The sequence below is a fragment of the Mycobacterium sp. PO1 genome, from assembly GCF_017312405.1.
Lineage (GTDB): Bacteria > Actinomycetota > Actinomycetes > Mycobacteriales > Mycobacteriaceae > Mycobacterium.
On sequence record NZ_BLTG01000052.1, the window covers coordinates 15,051 to 29,941 of the forward strand.

Sequence of the window (14,891 nt, forward strand, 5' to 3'; positions counted from 1 at the left end):
ATCAGTTGTCGAAGCGTCCCCGTCCGCCCGCCGCCATGGCCCGAGCCCGCCGCATCGCCGAGACCGGATCGGCGTAGAGCGCACTGAGGGACACCACGCCCGCGCCGGCTTCCTGAACCCTGTCGCCGAACACGGTGGCGCGGACCCGGCCGCCCGAGACGCTCGACCGGCGCGTAAAGGTGTCCTGCACCTCGGTGATGCCCTCGGGATAGCACGTGAAGGCCTGCCCGCCGACGACGACGCTGTCAGGGTTGAGCAGATCGGCCAGCAGCGCGACGGACTCCCCCAGGATGCGGGCCCGGTCGGTCAGCAACGCCGCCGCGCCCGTGTCCCCGGCGCGCGCCGCCCGCGTCAGCGCTGCCACGGTGGTCGCGCCCGGCACGAGCCCCGCCGCGCGGGCCGCGCGCAGCACGGCGTCGTCGCTGACGGCGTCTTCCAGTGTCGCAGGCTGACCGTTGAGGTCGCGCTGCACCGGTAGCCCGGCGATGCTGCCCGGCCCGCGCGCCGGGGTGTGCACCTTGCCCCCGATCGTCAGCGCGAAACCCACTGTCTCCCGGGCGTACACGTACAATGTCGTCGCGGCCGGCTCGTCTCGTCTCGGCAGCCCGAGGACGAGCTCGGCGGCGGCCATCGCGTCGACGTGCGAGGCCACCGACACCCGCACACCCAGACGCTCGGCGATGACGGTGCCGACCGGAGCCGCTCGCCAGCCCAGCCGCGGATGGGTGACCGAACCCGAGGCACTGTCCACCGTTCCGCCGACGGCGACACCGATCCAGAGCACCTGGCGCTTGCGCCAACGCTGCAGGTAGCGCTGCGCCGCGTCCGCCAGGGCGGGCAGCGCTGTCGCGGGATCGCTTTGCGGCGTTGGCGTTTCGATGGCGTCGAGGGTGTGGCCCCGGATGTCGGTCGCCACGATGCTGGTGCTCCGGGCACCGATGTGCAGGCCCAGCGTCAGGAACGGCCGGTGGTTGAGCTCGACCGGGATCCGGGGCCGCCCGACGGCGCCGCTCGCCGCGAGGTCGGGGCGCTCCTGCAGCAATCCGGCGTCGATGAGGCTGCCGACCTGCCGGTTGACCGTCGCGACGCTCAGCGACGTCACCTTCACGATCACGTCCCGGGTGACGGGACCGCGGCGACGGACCACCGCCAGCACCGAGGCTGCGGCGGTGTCGGCGACGCCCAGCCTCGGCGCCACCACCAGCGGTGCGGCGGGGGCGGTGATGACGGTGGTGGTGGAAAGCATGAGGATCCTCAGGAGTCGGGGGGCGGTGGCCGATGCCGCGCCGACTCAGGGGGATACCGAAACGTCCGGTCGGGTCAGTCGCGGCGCGATGCGCGACGACAACACTCGCGGCCGAGGGCGGCCGACGGTGATCCGGGGACGAACATGACGAGGAATCTAGCAGGTTCGGGGTCATCGTGCGCACGTGGACAATTCGCTCACCGCGATTTCAAATGCTGACTTCTGCCGTCCGGACGTGGACCCTGTGCCCACCGAGACGGACACCGCAGCGGAAACCGTCGGCACAAGAACAGGATTCTGATGAGGCAACTGCTTCTCCTCGCGCTCGTGGGCCTGGGCGCCCAACTCGTCGACGGCAGCCTCGGCATGGCCTACGGCGTCACGTCGACGACCTTGCTGCTGGCCATCGGCACCAACCCGGCGGCAGCGTCGGCGACGGTGCATCTGGCGGAGATCGGCACCACGCTGATGTCCGGTGCCGCGCACTGGAAGTTCGGCAACGTCGACTGGGCGGTGGTGGCCAAGATCGGTGTCCCGGGGGCCGTCGGCGCGTTCCTCGGCGCGACATTCCTGTCGAACCTGTCGACCGAGGTCGCCGCGCCGCTGATGGCCATCGTGCTCCTGTCTCTCGGGGTGTACGTACTGGCCCGGTTCACCGCGCAGGGCTTACCCACGAGCCGTCTCGGAACTCCCCTGCGCAAGCGCTTTCTCGGGCCACTCGGCCTGGTCGCCGGTTTCGTCGACGCCACCGGTGGCGGTGGGTGGGGCCCGGTCGGCACTCCCGCCATCCTGGCCAGCGGACGCCTGGAACCGCGCAAGACGATCGGCTCGATCGACACCAGCGAGTTCCTCGTCGCGGTGGCCGCGAGTATCGGGTTCATCCTCGGCATCGGTTCGGCGGGGGTGAACTACGCGTGGGTCGCGGCGCTGCTCATCGGCGGGGTGATCGCCGCACCCGTCGCGGCGTGGCTGGTGCGCCACATTCCGCCTCGTGTGCTGGGCGCCGCGGTGGGCGGGTTGATCGTGCTGACCAACACCCGCACGCTGCTGCGCAGCGACTGGATCGACGCACCCGACGGCATCCGCGCCGTGTTCTACGTCGCGATCTCGGTGATCTGGGCCGCTGCGGTGGCGTACTCGTTTTCGCAGCATCGCCGCCACCGCGACGACGAACGACGGCTGATCGCGGCAGCGCCGGTGACGGCCCGCCCGTCCTCCGACGCCCCGCCGCGCGATTCGGGCGCGACGGACTCGTAGCCCGCCCTATCATCGTCGAGCCCCACGTCCTGGCCGACATCTCGAGGAGACGCCCATGTCCGTGACCGACGAGTACCTGGAGAACAACCGTGCCTACGCCGAGGGCTTCGAGGGCCCGTTGCCGCTGCCGCCGAGCCGGCACGTGGCAGTGGTGGCCTGCATGGATGCGCGGATGGACGTCTACCGCATCCTTGGGCTGAAAGACGGTGAGGCTCATGTCATCCGCAACGCCGGCGGGGTCGTCACCGATGACGAGATCCGCTCGCTGGCGATCAGCCAGCGGCTGCTGGGTACCCGCGAGATCATCCTCATCCATCACACCGACTGCGGCATGCTGACGTTCACCGACGACGACTTCAAGCGCGCGATCCAGGATGAGATCGGCATCAAGCCTGCGTGGTCGGCGGAGTCGTTCGGTGATCTCGAGCAGGACGTGCGGCAGTCGCTGCGCCGGATCGAGGCCAGCCCGTTCGTGACGCTGCACCATTCGCTGCGCGGATTCGTCTTCGACGTGGCCACCGGACTGCTCGGGGAGGTGGTGTGACCGCGCGCTGGATGCCGGAATTGCCGGCGCGCCGCCGGGCAGACACGCGCGTTCGCGGAACTAGACCAGGGCGTTGTCGATCAGGTTGACCAGCAGGCGCACCCCGACACCGAGGGCACGCTCGTCGAGGTCGAACGTCGGCTGATGCAGATCCAGCTGCGGGCCGTGGCCGCTCCACGTCCCCAGGCGGGCCATGGCGCCGGGCACCTCCTCCAGGTACCAGGAGAAGTCCTCGCCACCGCCGGACTGCAGTGTGTCGGCCAGCACCTCGGGGCCGATCGCCTCGACGGCGTGGGTGATGATGCGGGTGGACCCCTCTTCGTTGACCACCGGCGGCACGCCGCGCTTGTACTGCAGCATGTGTTCGATGCCCAGCGGCGCGAGCAGCGACGAAATCGTCTCGCGCACAATATCTTCCAGCGTCAGCCAGGTCTCGCGGCTGGCGGTGCGCAAGGTCCCTGCCAGCGTGCCGATCTGGGGAATCGCGTTGGCGGCCACCCCGGCGTTGACCGCGCCCCACACCATCACCGTGGAGTGCCGCGGATCGATGCGCCGTGACAACACCCCGGGCACACCGGTGATCAACGTGCCCAGCCCGTAGACCAGATCCGACGTCAGATGCGGGCGCGAGGTGTGCCCACCCGGGGAGCGCAGGGTCACCTCGATGTGATCGGCGGCCGACGTGATCGGACCGGCCTTGACCGCGACGCGGCCGACCGCGAGATGCGGATCGCAGTGCAGCGCGAAGATCCGTGACACCCCGGTCAACGCTCCCGCGGCGATCGCGTCGATCGCGCCGCCGGGCATCAACTCCTCGGCCGCCTGGAAGATCAGCCGGACGCCCACCGGCAGCTCGGGCGCCGAAGCCAGCGCCATCGCCGCCCCCAGCAGCACGGCGGTGTGCGCGTCGTGCCCGCAGGCGTGGGCGACCCCCGGCACCAGCGACGCATAGGGCGCACCGGTGCGTTCGTCGAGCGGCAGCGCGTCCATGTCCGCCCGCAACGCCACCCGCGGCCCGTCGTCGGGCCCGAAGTCGCACAGCAGACCTGTGCCGCCGGGCAGCACCTTCGGGTTCAGGCCCGCATCGGCCAGCTGCGCCGCCACGAACTGCGTGGTGGCGAACTCCTGGCGGCCCAGCTCGGGGTGCTGGTGCAGATGGCGGCGCCACCCGACCAGGTCGTCGTAGTGGGCGGACAGCCAGCGCGCGGCGGCGTGCTGCAACGCGCTCATGACGTCCGCCTCCTCTGCAGCTCCAGCACGCGCTCACGCTCCGCGCTGTTCTCGGCCAGCGCCACCACGGTGCGCGCCAGCATGATCGAACCCTCCACCACGGCCTGGTCGGCGCTCGGGCCGACGGCCGCCGCGGTGAACCCCGGCTGGTGCACCGAGGCCCCGTTGGCGTCGATGCCGACTATCGGATGGATGCCGGGCATGACCTGAGTGACGTTACCCATGTCGGTGCTGCCCAGTGGAAGCGCCACCTCCAGCTCGCGTCCCACCGGGCTGCGCCCCACCCGCTGCATCTCGGCGCGGAAGGTCTCGGCAAGCCAACCGTCGGGGGTGAGCTCCAGGTACGGCGGCTCGGTCGCGGCGATGTCGTAGTCGCAGCCGGTGCCCACCGCGCCGGCCAGGAAGCAGTCGGCCATCCGGGCTTCCAGCGCGGCCAGGCTGGCGGCATCGTCGGCGCGCATCGTGTACTGCATCTCGGCGTGCGCCGGGATGACGTTGCTGGCCTGCCCGCCGTCGGTGACGATGCCGTGCACCATCTGCCCAGGCGCCAGCTGTTGGCGCAGCAGGCCGATCGCGACCTGCGACACCGTCACCGCGTCCGCGGCGTTGATGCCCAGGTGCGGGGCGACCGCGGCGTGCGACTCGCGGCCCACATAGCTGACCGCCACCTGGGACAGTGCCAGCGATCGGGCCGCGGCGATGTCCAGCGGGCCGGGATGCAGCATCACCGTGGCGGCGATGTCGTCGAACAGCCCCGCCTCGAGCATCAGCACTTTCCCGCCGCCGGCCTCCTCGGCCGGGGTGCCCAGCAGCACCACGGTCAGGTCGAGGTCGTCGGCGACCTCGGCCAGAGCCAGCGCGGTGCCGACCGCGGACGCGGCGATGATGTTGTGCCCACACGCGTGGCCGATGCCGGGCAGCGCGTCGTACTCCGCGCACACCCCGACCACCAGCGACCCGCTGCCGTAGACGGCGCGGAACGCGGTGTCCAGACCCCCCGCGGGCGTGGTGACGTCGAACCCGCGCTCGGCGACCAGCGCCTGGGTCTTGGCGCAGCTGCGGTGCTCCGCGAACGCCAATTCGGGCTCGGCGTGGATGTCGTGCGACAGCTCGATCAGGTCGCCGCGCCGCCGGGCCACGACGTCCTCGACACATGTCGACGCGGCGGCGGTAGGCATGCAGGCAGTATCTCACTGCGCTCGGCGGTGGCCGACCGGGTCGGAGCCCGCCGGTTAGGCTGCGGGACGTGTCACAGGCCGCCGACCCGTACGACTTGGCCCGCCGGGCTGCCGGCGCGGTCGCCGAACGCACCGGAGTCGACGCCCACGACGTGGCTGTGGTGCTCGGCTCGGGGTGGGCGCCGGCGGCGGCCCGCTTGGGGGACCCCACCTCGGCGGTGCCGATGGCCGAGCTGCCCGGCTTCACCCCGCCCAGCGCCGAGGGCCACGGCGGGCAGGTGCTCTCGCTGCGCATCGGGCCGCACCGGGTGTTGGTGCTGCTCGGGCGCATCCACGCCTACGAAGGCCATGACCTGCGCCATGTCGTGCATCCGGTGCGTACCGCGGCGGCAGCCGGCGTCCGCACCGTGGTCCTCACCAACGCCGCGGGCGGGCTGCGTGAGGACTACACCGTCGGGCAGCCGGTACTGATCAGCGACCACCTCAACCTCACATCGCGCTCCCCCCTGGTCGGGGCGCGGTTCGTCGACCTGGTCGACGCGTACTCGCCGGGGCTGCGGGCGCTGGCCCGCGAGATCGACCCGACGCTGGCCGAGGGGGTGTACGCGGGGTTGTTCGGCCCGCAGTACGAGACGCCCGCCGGAATCCGGATGCTGCGCACGCTCGGCGCGGACCTGGTGGGGATGTCGACGGTGCACGAGACCATCGCCGCGCGCGAAGCCGGCGCCGACGTGCTGGGGGTGTCGCTGGTGACCAACCTGGCCGCCGGCATGACCGGACAGCCGCTCAGCCACGACGAGGTGCTGGCCGCGGGCCGTCAGTCGGCGACGCGGATGGGGTCCTTGCTGGCGTCGGTGATTGCCCGGCTCTGACGGCCGAACCGGGCCCCGGCCCACACCACCGCACGGGCCAGCAGCGGCGCCGCGAACAGCATCAGCAGAATGCGCACCACCTGAGCGGCGATGATGAACGTGACGTTGGACCCGGTCTCCACCGCAGTGGCCAGCACCGCGTACACCCCGCCGGGGCTGGTCGCGAGGTACCCCTCGAGCAGCGTGAGGTCGGCCACCCGGCTCAGCAGCACGCCCAGCCCGGCGGTCGCGACACCGAGCAGGACGATCAGCGCCACCGCGGCCGGGAGGAGCCGGCCGACCGCGCGCAGCGACTCCCGGGTGAACGCCAGGCCGGCCTGCCAGCCGATGAGCGCGTAGCCGGCCTGCACCAGCACCACCGGCACCGACAGCCCGTGGGACAGGCCGCTGACCTCCAGTGCGACCGTCAGCGCGAGCGGGCCGAGCAGGCCGGCTCCGGGCAGTCGGATGAGCCGCCCGACCGTGGAGCCCACCAGCACCAGGGCGACGAGCATGCCCACGCTGAGGTACCACGGCGCGGTCGGATCCTGCCCGGGGTCGACAGTGGGCGGCCGGGACCGGTCGGCGTGGTAGATCAGCGTGACGACCACCGGCATCGACGCGGTGATCAACCCCACCCGCAGGTACTGCAGCACCGCGACCACGCGATCGTCACCGCCGAGTTCGCGGGCGATCGCGACCAGTCCGGACGCGCCGCCGGCCACCAGCGACAGGGATCCGGTCAGCGGGGTGACGTCGCGGCGCATGCCGAGCAGCGCCCCGGCGGCGACGCTGAGAACCAGCGTCGAGACCCCGATCCCCAGCACGATCGCCCAGTCATCGCCAAGCGCGGCCAGCGCGTCGTCCTGCACCATCGTGCCGATGTAGACGCCCAGGGTGCCCTGCGCGGCCAGCCCCAGCGGTCGCGGCACCCTGGCGGGCCCCCACGACAGCAGCGCCAGCGCGATGCCCACCACCAGTGCGGCGAACAGGGCCGCCGAGGGCACCCCCACCATCGTCAGCGGAACGGTCACCCCGGCGGTCACCGCCAGGAGCACCGCCCATCTGAGCAATTCCCGCGTCCACCTCATCGTGATGACAAGTATGCTCTTGGCGATTCATGATCACAACGCGCCGACTATCAGCGGTGACACTGCAGAATTACCAAGGTATAACTTGGTAATGATTGAGGACGCGGTCGTTGCTGACGCTGCCCGTCCCGCGGCCACCGAACTGCGGGAGTCGATGATGGCGGTGACCCGCCAGATGCGCCGGCACCGCCCCGACAACGGCCTGCCCCTGAGTCAGATGCAGCTGCTCGGCGAGATCAGCCGAGCAGGGGTCACGACCCCCGCCGAGCTCGGTGCCCGCATGCACGTCCGGGTCCAGTCGCTGACCGACTCGCTCAACGAACTGGAGACGCGACAGCTCATCGGGCGCCGCCCCGACGCCTCCGACCGGCGCCGCCAGCTCGTCGAACTCACCCCTGACGGCGAGGCACTGCTGGCCGCCGACCGCGCCGAACGCGACGACTGGCTGCACCGGCGCATGCAGGAGACGCTGTCGCCGCTGGAGTTCGACCTGCTGATGCTGGTGGCGCCGATCCTGCGCAAGCTCGCCGACTCGGCGGATTCGGCGCGTTAGGCGACACTCGATGTCGCCTACCGCGCCCGATTCGTGGTGGGGTGAACCCATGACGTCCTGGCCGCCGACCGTGCAGGAGTGGCTCGCCCACGATCCCGACCCCGGCTCCACGACCGAACTCGCCGCCTGCAGCGCCGAGGAACTGCGCGAGCGCTTCGCGCACAGCCTGACGTTCGGCACCGCCGGGCTGCGCGGGCCGCTGCGCGCCGGACCGAACGGGATGAACCTGGCCGTCGTGCTGCGCACCACCCGGGGCGTGACCGCGGTGCTGGCCGAGCGGGGACTGGGCGGCGGGCACGTCGTCGTCGGCTACGACGCCCGCCACCGCTCCGCCGAATTCGGCCGCGCTGCCGCTGAAGTGTTTGCTGCTCAGGGCTTCTCCGTGACGCTGATGCCCGGCCCGGTGCCCACCCCGGTGGTGGCGTTCGCGGTGCGCCGCACCGGCGCGGTGGCCGGGGTGCAGATCACCGCCTCGCACAACCCGCCCACCGACAACGGGTACAAGGTCTACCTCGAAGGCGGACTGCAGATCGTCTCTCCCACCGACCGGGACATCGAGCAGGCGATCGCGTCGGCGCCGCCCGCCGACCAGATACCGCGGACCCCCGTCGAGGAGTCCGGTGCAGATCTGCTGAGCGCTTATGCCGAACGGGCCGCCACGGTGCGCCGCGGCGCAGGTTCGGTGCGGGTGGCCCTGACCCCGATGCACGGCGTCGGCGGCGAGTTCGCGTTGGATGCGCTGGCATTGGCCGGGATCGCCGACGTCCACGTGGTGACCGGCCAGTTCGCGCCGGACCCGGATTTCCCCACCGTGGCGTTTCCGAATCCCGAGGAGCCGGGAGCCGTCGACGCGCTGCTGGCCCTGGCCGCCGACGTCGACGCGGAGGTGTCGATAGCGCTGGACCCCGACGCCGACCGCTGCGCGATCGGGGTTCCGTCAGCAGCTGGTTGGCGGATGCTGTCGGGTGACGAAACCGGATGGCTTTTGGGTGATTACGTGTTGTCCCGGTGTAATGACCCCGCGTCGGCGGTGGTGGCGAGCACGGTGGTGTCCTCGCGCATGCTGGCCGCAATCGCCGCCTCGTACGGCGCGCGTCACGTCGAGACACTGACCGGGTTCAAATGGCTGGCCCGCGCCGACGACGACGTTCCCGGCACGTTGCGCTACGCCTACGAAGAGGCGATCGGGCACTGTCTCGACCCGGAAGCGGTGCGGGACAAGGACGGCATCAGCGCCGCCGTGCTGGCCTGCGACATGGTGGCCGCGCTGCGGGCGCAGGGACTTTCGGTGCTCGACGCGCTCGATGCCCTGGCCCGGCGGCACGGCGTGCACACGACCGCCGCCGTCACCCGCCGCGTCACCTCCCCGCAGCAGGCGGCCGAGATCATGACCCGACTGCGCAATCAACCGCCGGCGGCACTGGTGGGGTTCGACCTCACCGTCACCGACCTGCAACCCCGCGCCGACGCGCTGGTGTTCACCGGAGGCGACGACACCGCGACCGTGCGGGTGGTGGTGCGTCCGTCAGGAACCGAACCGAAACTCAAGTGCTACCTCGAAATCCGTTGCGACGAAGAGCTGATCACTGCCCGCGGACGGGCCGCCGAACTGCAGAACGCCGCCGCCGAGGCCGTGCGCCGGTGGTGAGCGTCACCGAAGCACCGATCGCTACACCCGCAGTACCACGCCCAGAAGCGCAACGACGCCCAACCCGGCGACCATGGCCGCGACCACACTGGCTATCGACCACGGCGTCGGCCCGAAGGTCTCCCGCAACGCAGCCATGTCCTGACGGTGCTGGACCCACGCCAGCACGAGCGCAACCAATCCGATCAGGATCGTGATGACGCCGAACACCGTCGGACTGATCAGCGGTTCGCGCAGCCGCTGCGAGCCCGCCAGATATCGAAATATCTGATAGATGGTGAAGCCGAAGGCAATCAACGCCAGCGAGGTCCGTACCCACGCCATCAACGTGCGCTCGTGGGCGAGCCTGGTGCGTTCCACCGCCAAGCGGGTGTTGGCGTCCAACTCGTCTGGCATGGCCTGGGTTCACCCTTTCGCCGTCAGCGCGACGCTACCCCGCGCCTGTGGGCGGCGATGCCGATCGAGCTAGCGGGGCCCGAATTGGCGATCACCGGCGTCACCCAGACCCGGCACGATGTAGGCGATGTCGTTGAGGCCCGAGTCGATCGTCGCTGTGAACAGCCGGAGCTCCGGGGCGGCTTTCTCCAGCGCGGCAATCCCTTCCGGCGCCACGACCACGCAGATCGCGGTGATGTCGACCGCGTCGCGGGCGTAGAGCAGTTCCAGCGTGTGCACCATCGACCCGCCGGTGGCCAACATCGGGTCGAGCACGATCACCGGCTGGGTGCTCAGGTCGTCAGGCAGCGACTCGAGGTAGGGCATCGGCTGGTGGGTGTCCTCGTCTCGGGCGATCCCGACGAAGCCGACCCGCGCCTCCGGGATCAGCGCGTGCGCCTGGTCGACCATGCCCAGCCCGGCGCGCAGCACCGGCACGAGCAGCGGCGGGTTGGCCAAGCGGGCGCCCGCGGTCTCGACCAGCGGAGTGCGCACCGCCACAGTGTCGGTGACGAGCTCACGCGTGGCCTCATAGACCAGCATCAGGGTCAGGTCTCTGAGCGCGGCCCGGAACGCGGCGTTGTCGGTGCGCTCGTCACGCAGGGTGGTCAGCCGCGCCGCGGCCAGCGGGTGGTCGACAACGCGCACATCCATGAATTCGCACCTTAATGGGAACCGACGGCGGTTTCGCGACGTCGTATCCATATGCACGCGCGTCTGACCGCGGACACCGACCTCATCCGCGCCTACGGTTCGGCCTCCGCCGGACACGCCGACGACCTGCAGGCCGTCACCGCCCGCCTGGCCACCGTGGGTACCGATGCATCGCTGTTCGGCCCGGTGGGTGCGGCGTTCCTGGCACGGCTGAACCGCGCCGTCGCACGGGAGACCGAGACGTTGGCCGGCGTGTGCGCGGCGCTGGCCGGCACGCACCGCGCCGCTCAGCAGGCGGCGTCGAACTACCACCGCGCCGACGGAGACGCCGGTGCACAGCTGCTCGGCGGGTGGTGATGCCCGGCGCTGTGACCGCCGTTCTGGCCGAGCCCATCCGACGCCTGCAGGCGCTGGTCGGTCCGGGCTGGTCGGCCGGGCCGGCCGGTGACCCGTCCGCGGCGCTGCGGGACGCGCGGAACGCACTGGCCGACACGGCCGCAGCGGCCGCCCGGGCCTGGCGGGTCACCGGCGAGGGATGGCGCGGGTCTGGTGCCGACACGGCCGCCGAATACGCCGCTGCGACGACCGCGGCCATCGACGACGCCGCCGCACGCACCGGCACCATGGGCGTCGTCGCCGGGCAGGCCGCCGACGCCGTGGCGCACGCGCGGCGGCGGCTGCGACAGATCCTCGACGACTTCGAGGCCGTCGCGAGCGCGCTGGAACCGCGGCTGGACTCGCCTGGCGTCGCGCACGAGCTGCTCGCCGAGGCGCGGGAGGCGCTGCATCAGGCCATCACCGTGGTCGAGGCACTCCTCGGCGAACTCGACCGGCAGGCTGCGGCGCTGGACACCCACACGGCGGGGGCCGCGCCGACCGTGCCTGCCGCCTCGGGCACGCCTGCCGCGCCGGGCGCCGGCGGCTGGGGTGCTGAGACACCGGGAGGCTGGGGCGGCGGCTCACCCGGAACCTATGGCGGCGCTGGCGTCGGCACTTCTGGCGGCGGCGCCGGCGAGTGGGCGGCATTCACCCACGGGGCCGACACCCCGGACGCGGCCAACTTCGGCGAAGGCGTCGAGATCCGGCTACCCGACGGCAGCGTGGTGCTGGCGCCCAACGCCGCGGCCGCCGCCGCCGTCCGGCACGCACTCACCCAACTCGGCGTGCCCTATCAGTGGGGCGGGACCACCCCGGGTGTGGGCCTGGATTGCAGTGGGCTCACCCAGTGGGCGTATCGCGAGGCCGGGTTGAACATTCCGCGGCTGGCGCAGGAACAGGACATCGGCGCCGCGGTCGCCCCCGGTGATCTGCGGCCCGGTGACCTCGCCGTGTGGGACGGGCACGTCGCGATGGTCGTGGGAAACAACTTGATGATCGAGGCCGGCGACCCGGTGAAACTGTCCCCGATCCGGACCAGCAACGCCGGGCAGGGCTTCCAGGGTTTCTGGCGGCCGACGGCCTGAAAACGCTTAGCAAATCCCGCTGCAACCCTCAGGCTGACCTCAGCCATCGCCGGTGCCGTGCGGCTAATTTCCCTGCGTGGGGTGGAGAGCGAAAGTGTGGATCTGTGCGGCAGGGGTGTTCCTGGCGGCCGCCGGCGGGGTCCTCGGCGGGTGGGCCTATCTGGAACTCCGCGACCTGGAGCGAAGCCGGATCATCGACTGCTTCCGGATCAAGACGATGGAGGAAGACGTCGTGCCGGACCGGCGGATCCTCGATGACGACGTCAGCGCGTGCGCACGCGAGGTCGCCCGGTGATCGCCGCGGGTCGGAGGCCCGCGGGGCGCGGCCGGCCAGCGGTGCCCGGTAGCTAGGCTGTGCCGCATGGCTGCTGACATCGTGCCCATCCAGCTCAAGCTGACGAAGGGCGACGTGTACACGTTGTGGGCCCCGCGGTGGCGCGCCGACGGCGACGAGTGGGAGGCCTTCCTCGGCAAGGACGAAGACTTCTACGTGTTCGAGTCCGTCGCCGACCTGGTGGCCTTTGTGCGCACCGACACCGACAACGACCTCGCCGACCATCCCGCGTGGGAGAAGCTGACCGAGGCCAACGCGCACAGGCTGGTCCCGTCCGAGGCACACACGCACGACGTGGTCGGCTTCGAGGAAGTTTTGGCCGAGAAGCCCACCGACGACAGCGTCAGCGCCGTGCACGGTGCACTGGCCGTGGTCTCGTCGATCGGATCGGTGTGTGAGCTGCCCGCCGTCACCAAGTTCTTCAACGGCAACCCGGTGCTCGGCACCGTCGGCGGCGGAGTCGAGGCCTTCGCCGGGCGCGCCGGGCGCAAGCGGTGGGCCGAGATCGAGAAGATCATCGCCCGCGGCTGGGACAACGTTCTGGAGGCCATCGACGCGATCATCACCACTCCCGACGTCGACCGCACCGCCGCGCAGAAGGCGCAGGCCGAGCTCGACGAGCCGGCCCCCGAGTTGGACGACGACGTGGCCGAGGACGACGTCGTGATCGACGACGTGGTGGACACCGACGAAGAGTCCGCCGAGCTGGAAGCAGCGGCTCAGACCCGGGTGCTCGGCAGCGACGAAGACTTCTGGCAGCGGGTCGGCATCGACCCGGTGCGCATCATGACCAGTGGCGGCACGCTGTTCACGCTGCGCTGCTACCTCGACGACCGGCCGATCTTCCTGGGCCGCAACGGCCGCATCAGCGTGTTCGGCTCAGAGCGCGCGCTGGCGCGCTATCTGGCCGACGAACACGACCACGACCTGTCCGACCTGGCCACCTACGACGACATCCGCACCGCGGCCACCGACGGCTCGTTGCGCATCGACGTCACCGACGACAACGTCTACGTGCTCACCGGAATCGCCGACGACCTGGCCGAGGGGCCCGATGCCCTCGACCGCGACCAGCTCGAACTCGCGGTCGAGCTGATCCGCGATGTCGGCGACTATGCCGAAGAGGCCAGCGTCGAGACCAAGCTGGCGCCCGACACCGCGCTGGGCCGGGTCATCGGCCACGTCCTCGAGCCGGACGAGACCGGACGCCCGACCGGCGGATCGTTCGCCGACGCCGTCGAGCAGTGGGAGTCGCTGGAGTCCTTCGTCGAGTCCCGCCTGCGCCAGGAGTGATTCCGCCGCGCCGGGTGCGCGGGGTCAGCCGATGAGCACGGCGTAGCGGGGTTTGATGACCTCGTCGATGATGGCCAACCGCTCGGGGAAACTGATGAACGCCGACTTCATCGCGTTGATGGTGAACCGCTCCAGATCGCTCCAGCCGTAGCCGAACGCCTCCACCAGCCGCAGCATCTCCAGGCTCATCGTGGTGTCGCTCATCAACCTGTTGTCGGTGTTGACCGTGACCCGGAAGCGCAACCGGGCCAGCCTGTCGAACGGATGCTCGGCGATGCTGGCCACCGCGCCGGTCTGCACGTTGGAACTCGGGCACATTTCGAACGGGATCCGCTTGTCCCGGAGCAGCGCCGCCAGCCGACCCAACCGCGCCGTGCCGTCGGAATCGACCTCGATGTCGTCGACGATGCGCACGCCGTGGCCGAGCCGGTCGGCCCCGCAGAACGCGATCGCCTCATGGATCGACGGCAGCCCGAACGCCTCCCCGGCGTGGATGGTGAACCGGGCGTTGTTGCTGCGCATGTACTCGAACGCGTCGAGGTGGCGGGTCGGCGGATGGCCGGCCTCGGCCCCGGCGATGTCGAAACCGACCACCCCCTGGTCCCGGAACCGCACCGCCAACGCGGCGATCTCGCGGGACCGCGCGGCATGACGCATCGCGGTGACCAGACAGCGCACCACGATCGCGTGGCCCTCGGCCGCGGCGACCTTCTCCCCGTCGGCGAACCCGGCCAGCACCGCGTCGACGACCGCGTCCAGCGAGAGCCCGCCGTCGATGTGCAGTTCAGGGGCGAACCGGATCTCGGCGTACACGACGTTGTCACGGGCGAGGTCTTCGACGCACTCGCGGGCGACCCGGTGCAGCGCTTCGGGGGTCTGCATGACGCCGACCGTGTGTGCGAACGGCTCCAGGTAACGCACCAGCGACCCGCTGTGCGCCGCGGTGCGGAAGAACGTGGCCAGCTTGTCGACATCGGATTCGGGCAGCTGGTCGTAGCCGTAATGATCGGCGAGCTCGAGCACGGTGGCCGGGCGCAGACCGCCGTCGAGGTGGTCGTGCAACAGCGCCTTGGGCGCCTGCCGAATGGTCTCCAGCGTCAACGGTGTGGTCACT

Annotated in this window: 16 protein-coding genes; 9 read left to right on the forward strand and 7 right to left on the reverse strand. The window is 71.0% G+C overall.

Annotated elements, in window-relative coordinates:
- Position 1 precedes the first annotated feature (1 nt).
- Positions 2-1,246: an ROK family transcriptional regulator gene (locus J3476_RS18125; RefSeq protein WP_207067787.1), complete on the reverse strand. Its 1,245-nt coding sequence runs from the start codon at positions 1,244-1,246 to the stop codon at positions 2-4.
- A 300-nt stretch (positions 1,247-1,546) separates the two neighbouring features.
- On the opposite strand from J3476_RS18125, the gene J3476_RS18130 reads away from it, so the two are divergent.
- Positions 1,547-2,503, forward strand: a complete 957-nt coding sequence (locus J3476_RS18130) for a sulfite exporter TauE/SafE family protein (protein ID WP_207067788.1) — start codon at positions 1,547-1,549, stop codon at positions 2,501-2,503.
- Positions 2,504-2,558: 55 nt separating this feature from the next.
- Positions 2,559-3,047 carry a carbonic anhydrase gene (locus J3476_RS18135; protein WP_207067789.1) on the forward strand — a complete coding sequence of 163 codons (489 nt, stop codon included), beginning with the start codon at positions 2,559-2,561 and terminating at the stop codon, positions 3,045-3,047.
- A gap of 60 nt (positions 3,048-3,107) precedes the next feature.
- Here the strand turns inward: J3476_RS18135 and J3476_RS18140 are convergent, their stop codons facing one another.
- Positions 3,108-4,277: an amidohydrolase gene (locus J3476_RS18140; RefSeq protein ID WP_207067790.1), complete on the reverse strand. Its 1,170-nt coding sequence runs from the start codon at positions 4,275-4,277 to the stop codon at positions 3,108-3,110.
- Complete coding sequence (locus J3476_RS18145; protein WP_207067791.1) at positions 4,274-5,455, reverse strand: M20 family metallopeptidase; 1,182 nt, start codon at positions 5,453-5,455, stop codon at positions 4,274-4,276. Before J3476_RS18145 ends, J3476_RS18140 begins: the two co-directional genes overlap by 4 nt.
- A gap of 68 nt (positions 5,456-5,523) precedes the next feature.
- Between J3476_RS18145 and J3476_RS18150 the strand changes: the two genes are divergently transcribed.
- On the forward strand, positions 5,524-6,327 hold the full coding sequence (locus J3476_RS18150) for a purine-nucleoside phosphorylase (protein WP_207067792.1): 804 nt from the start codon (positions 5,524-5,526) through the stop codon (positions 6,325-6,327).
- On the opposite strand, the gene J3476_RS18155 is transcribed toward J3476_RS18150, so the two are convergent.
- Entirely contained in the window at positions 6,273-7,397 is a 1,125-nt protein-coding gene (locus J3476_RS18155) for an AbrB family transcriptional regulator (protein WP_207067793.1), read from the reverse strand. The two genes, J3476_RS18150 and J3476_RS18155, sit on opposite strands and share 55 nt — an antisense overlap.
- Positions 7,398-7,488: 91 nt before the next feature.
- On the opposite strand from J3476_RS18155, the gene J3476_RS18160 reads away from it, so the two are divergent.
- Positions 7,489-7,950 carry a MarR family winged helix-turn-helix transcriptional regulator gene (locus J3476_RS18160; RefSeq protein ID WP_207067794.1) on the forward strand — a complete coding sequence of 154 codons (462 nt, stop codon included), beginning with the start codon at positions 7,489-7,491 and terminating at the stop codon, positions 7,948-7,950.
- 49 nt (positions 7,951-7,999) lie between these two features.
- Positions 8,000-9,598: a phospho-sugar mutase gene (locus J3476_RS18165; RefSeq protein WP_207067795.1), complete on the forward strand. Its 1,599-nt coding sequence runs from the start codon at positions 8,000-8,002 to the stop codon at positions 9,596-9,598.
- 21 nt (positions 9,599-9,619) lie between these two features.
- Here the strand turns inward: J3476_RS18165 and J3476_RS18170 are convergent, their stop codons facing one another.
- Together J3476_RS18170 and upp are read right to left on the reverse strand one after the other, a co-directional pair.
- The gene (locus J3476_RS18170; protein WP_207067796.1) at positions 9,620-9,994 is read right to left on the reverse strand and encodes a DUF202 domain-containing protein; all 375 of its coding nucleotides are present in this window, start codon (positions 9,992-9,994) and stop codon (positions 9,620-9,622) included.
- A gap of 69 nt (positions 9,995-10,063) precedes the next feature.
- Positions 10,064-10,687: a uracil phosphoribosyltransferase gene (gene upp, locus J3476_RS18175; protein ID WP_207067797.1), complete on the reverse strand. Its 624-nt coding sequence runs from the start codon at positions 10,685-10,687 to the stop codon at positions 10,064-10,066.
- Between the two features lie 51 nt (positions 10,688-10,738).
- Between upp and J3476_RS18180 the strand changes: the two genes are divergently transcribed.
- The 4 genes from J3476_RS18180 (at position 10,739) to J3476_RS18195 (ending at position 13,777) form a co-directional block, all read left to right on the forward strand.
- On the forward strand, positions 10,739-11,044 hold the full coding sequence (locus J3476_RS18180) for a type VII secretion target (RefSeq protein ID WP_207067798.1): 306 nt from the start codon (positions 10,739-10,741) through the stop codon (positions 11,042-11,044).
- Positions 11,044-12,150 (forward strand): C40 family peptidase, encoded by a 1,107-nt coding sequence (locus tag J3476_RS18185; RefSeq protein WP_207067799.1) that lies wholly within the window; start codon positions 11,044-11,046, stop codon positions 12,148-12,150. Before J3476_RS18180 ends, J3476_RS18185 begins: the two co-directional genes overlap by 1 nt.
- Before the next feature lie 76 nt (positions 12,151-12,226).
- The gene (locus J3476_RS18190; protein ID WP_207067800.1) at positions 12,227-12,445 is read left to right on the forward strand and encodes a hypothetical protein; all 219 of its coding nucleotides are present in this window, start codon (positions 12,227-12,229) and stop codon (positions 12,443-12,445) included.
- A 66-nt stretch (positions 12,446-12,511) separates the two neighbouring features.
- Positions 12,512-13,777, forward strand: coding sequence for a primosomal protein (locus J3476_RS18195; protein WP_207067801.1), 1,266 nt, complete (start codon positions 12,512-12,514; stop codon positions 13,775-13,777).
- Between the two features lie 24 nt (positions 13,778-13,801).
- On the opposite strand, the gene J3476_RS18200 is transcribed toward J3476_RS18195, so the two are convergent.
- Complete coding sequence (locus J3476_RS18200; RefSeq protein ID WP_207067802.1) at positions 13,802-14,890, reverse strand: adenosine deaminase; 1,089 nt, start codon at positions 14,888-14,890, stop codon at positions 13,802-13,804.
- Between the last annotated feature and the right edge of the window lies 1 nt (position 14,891).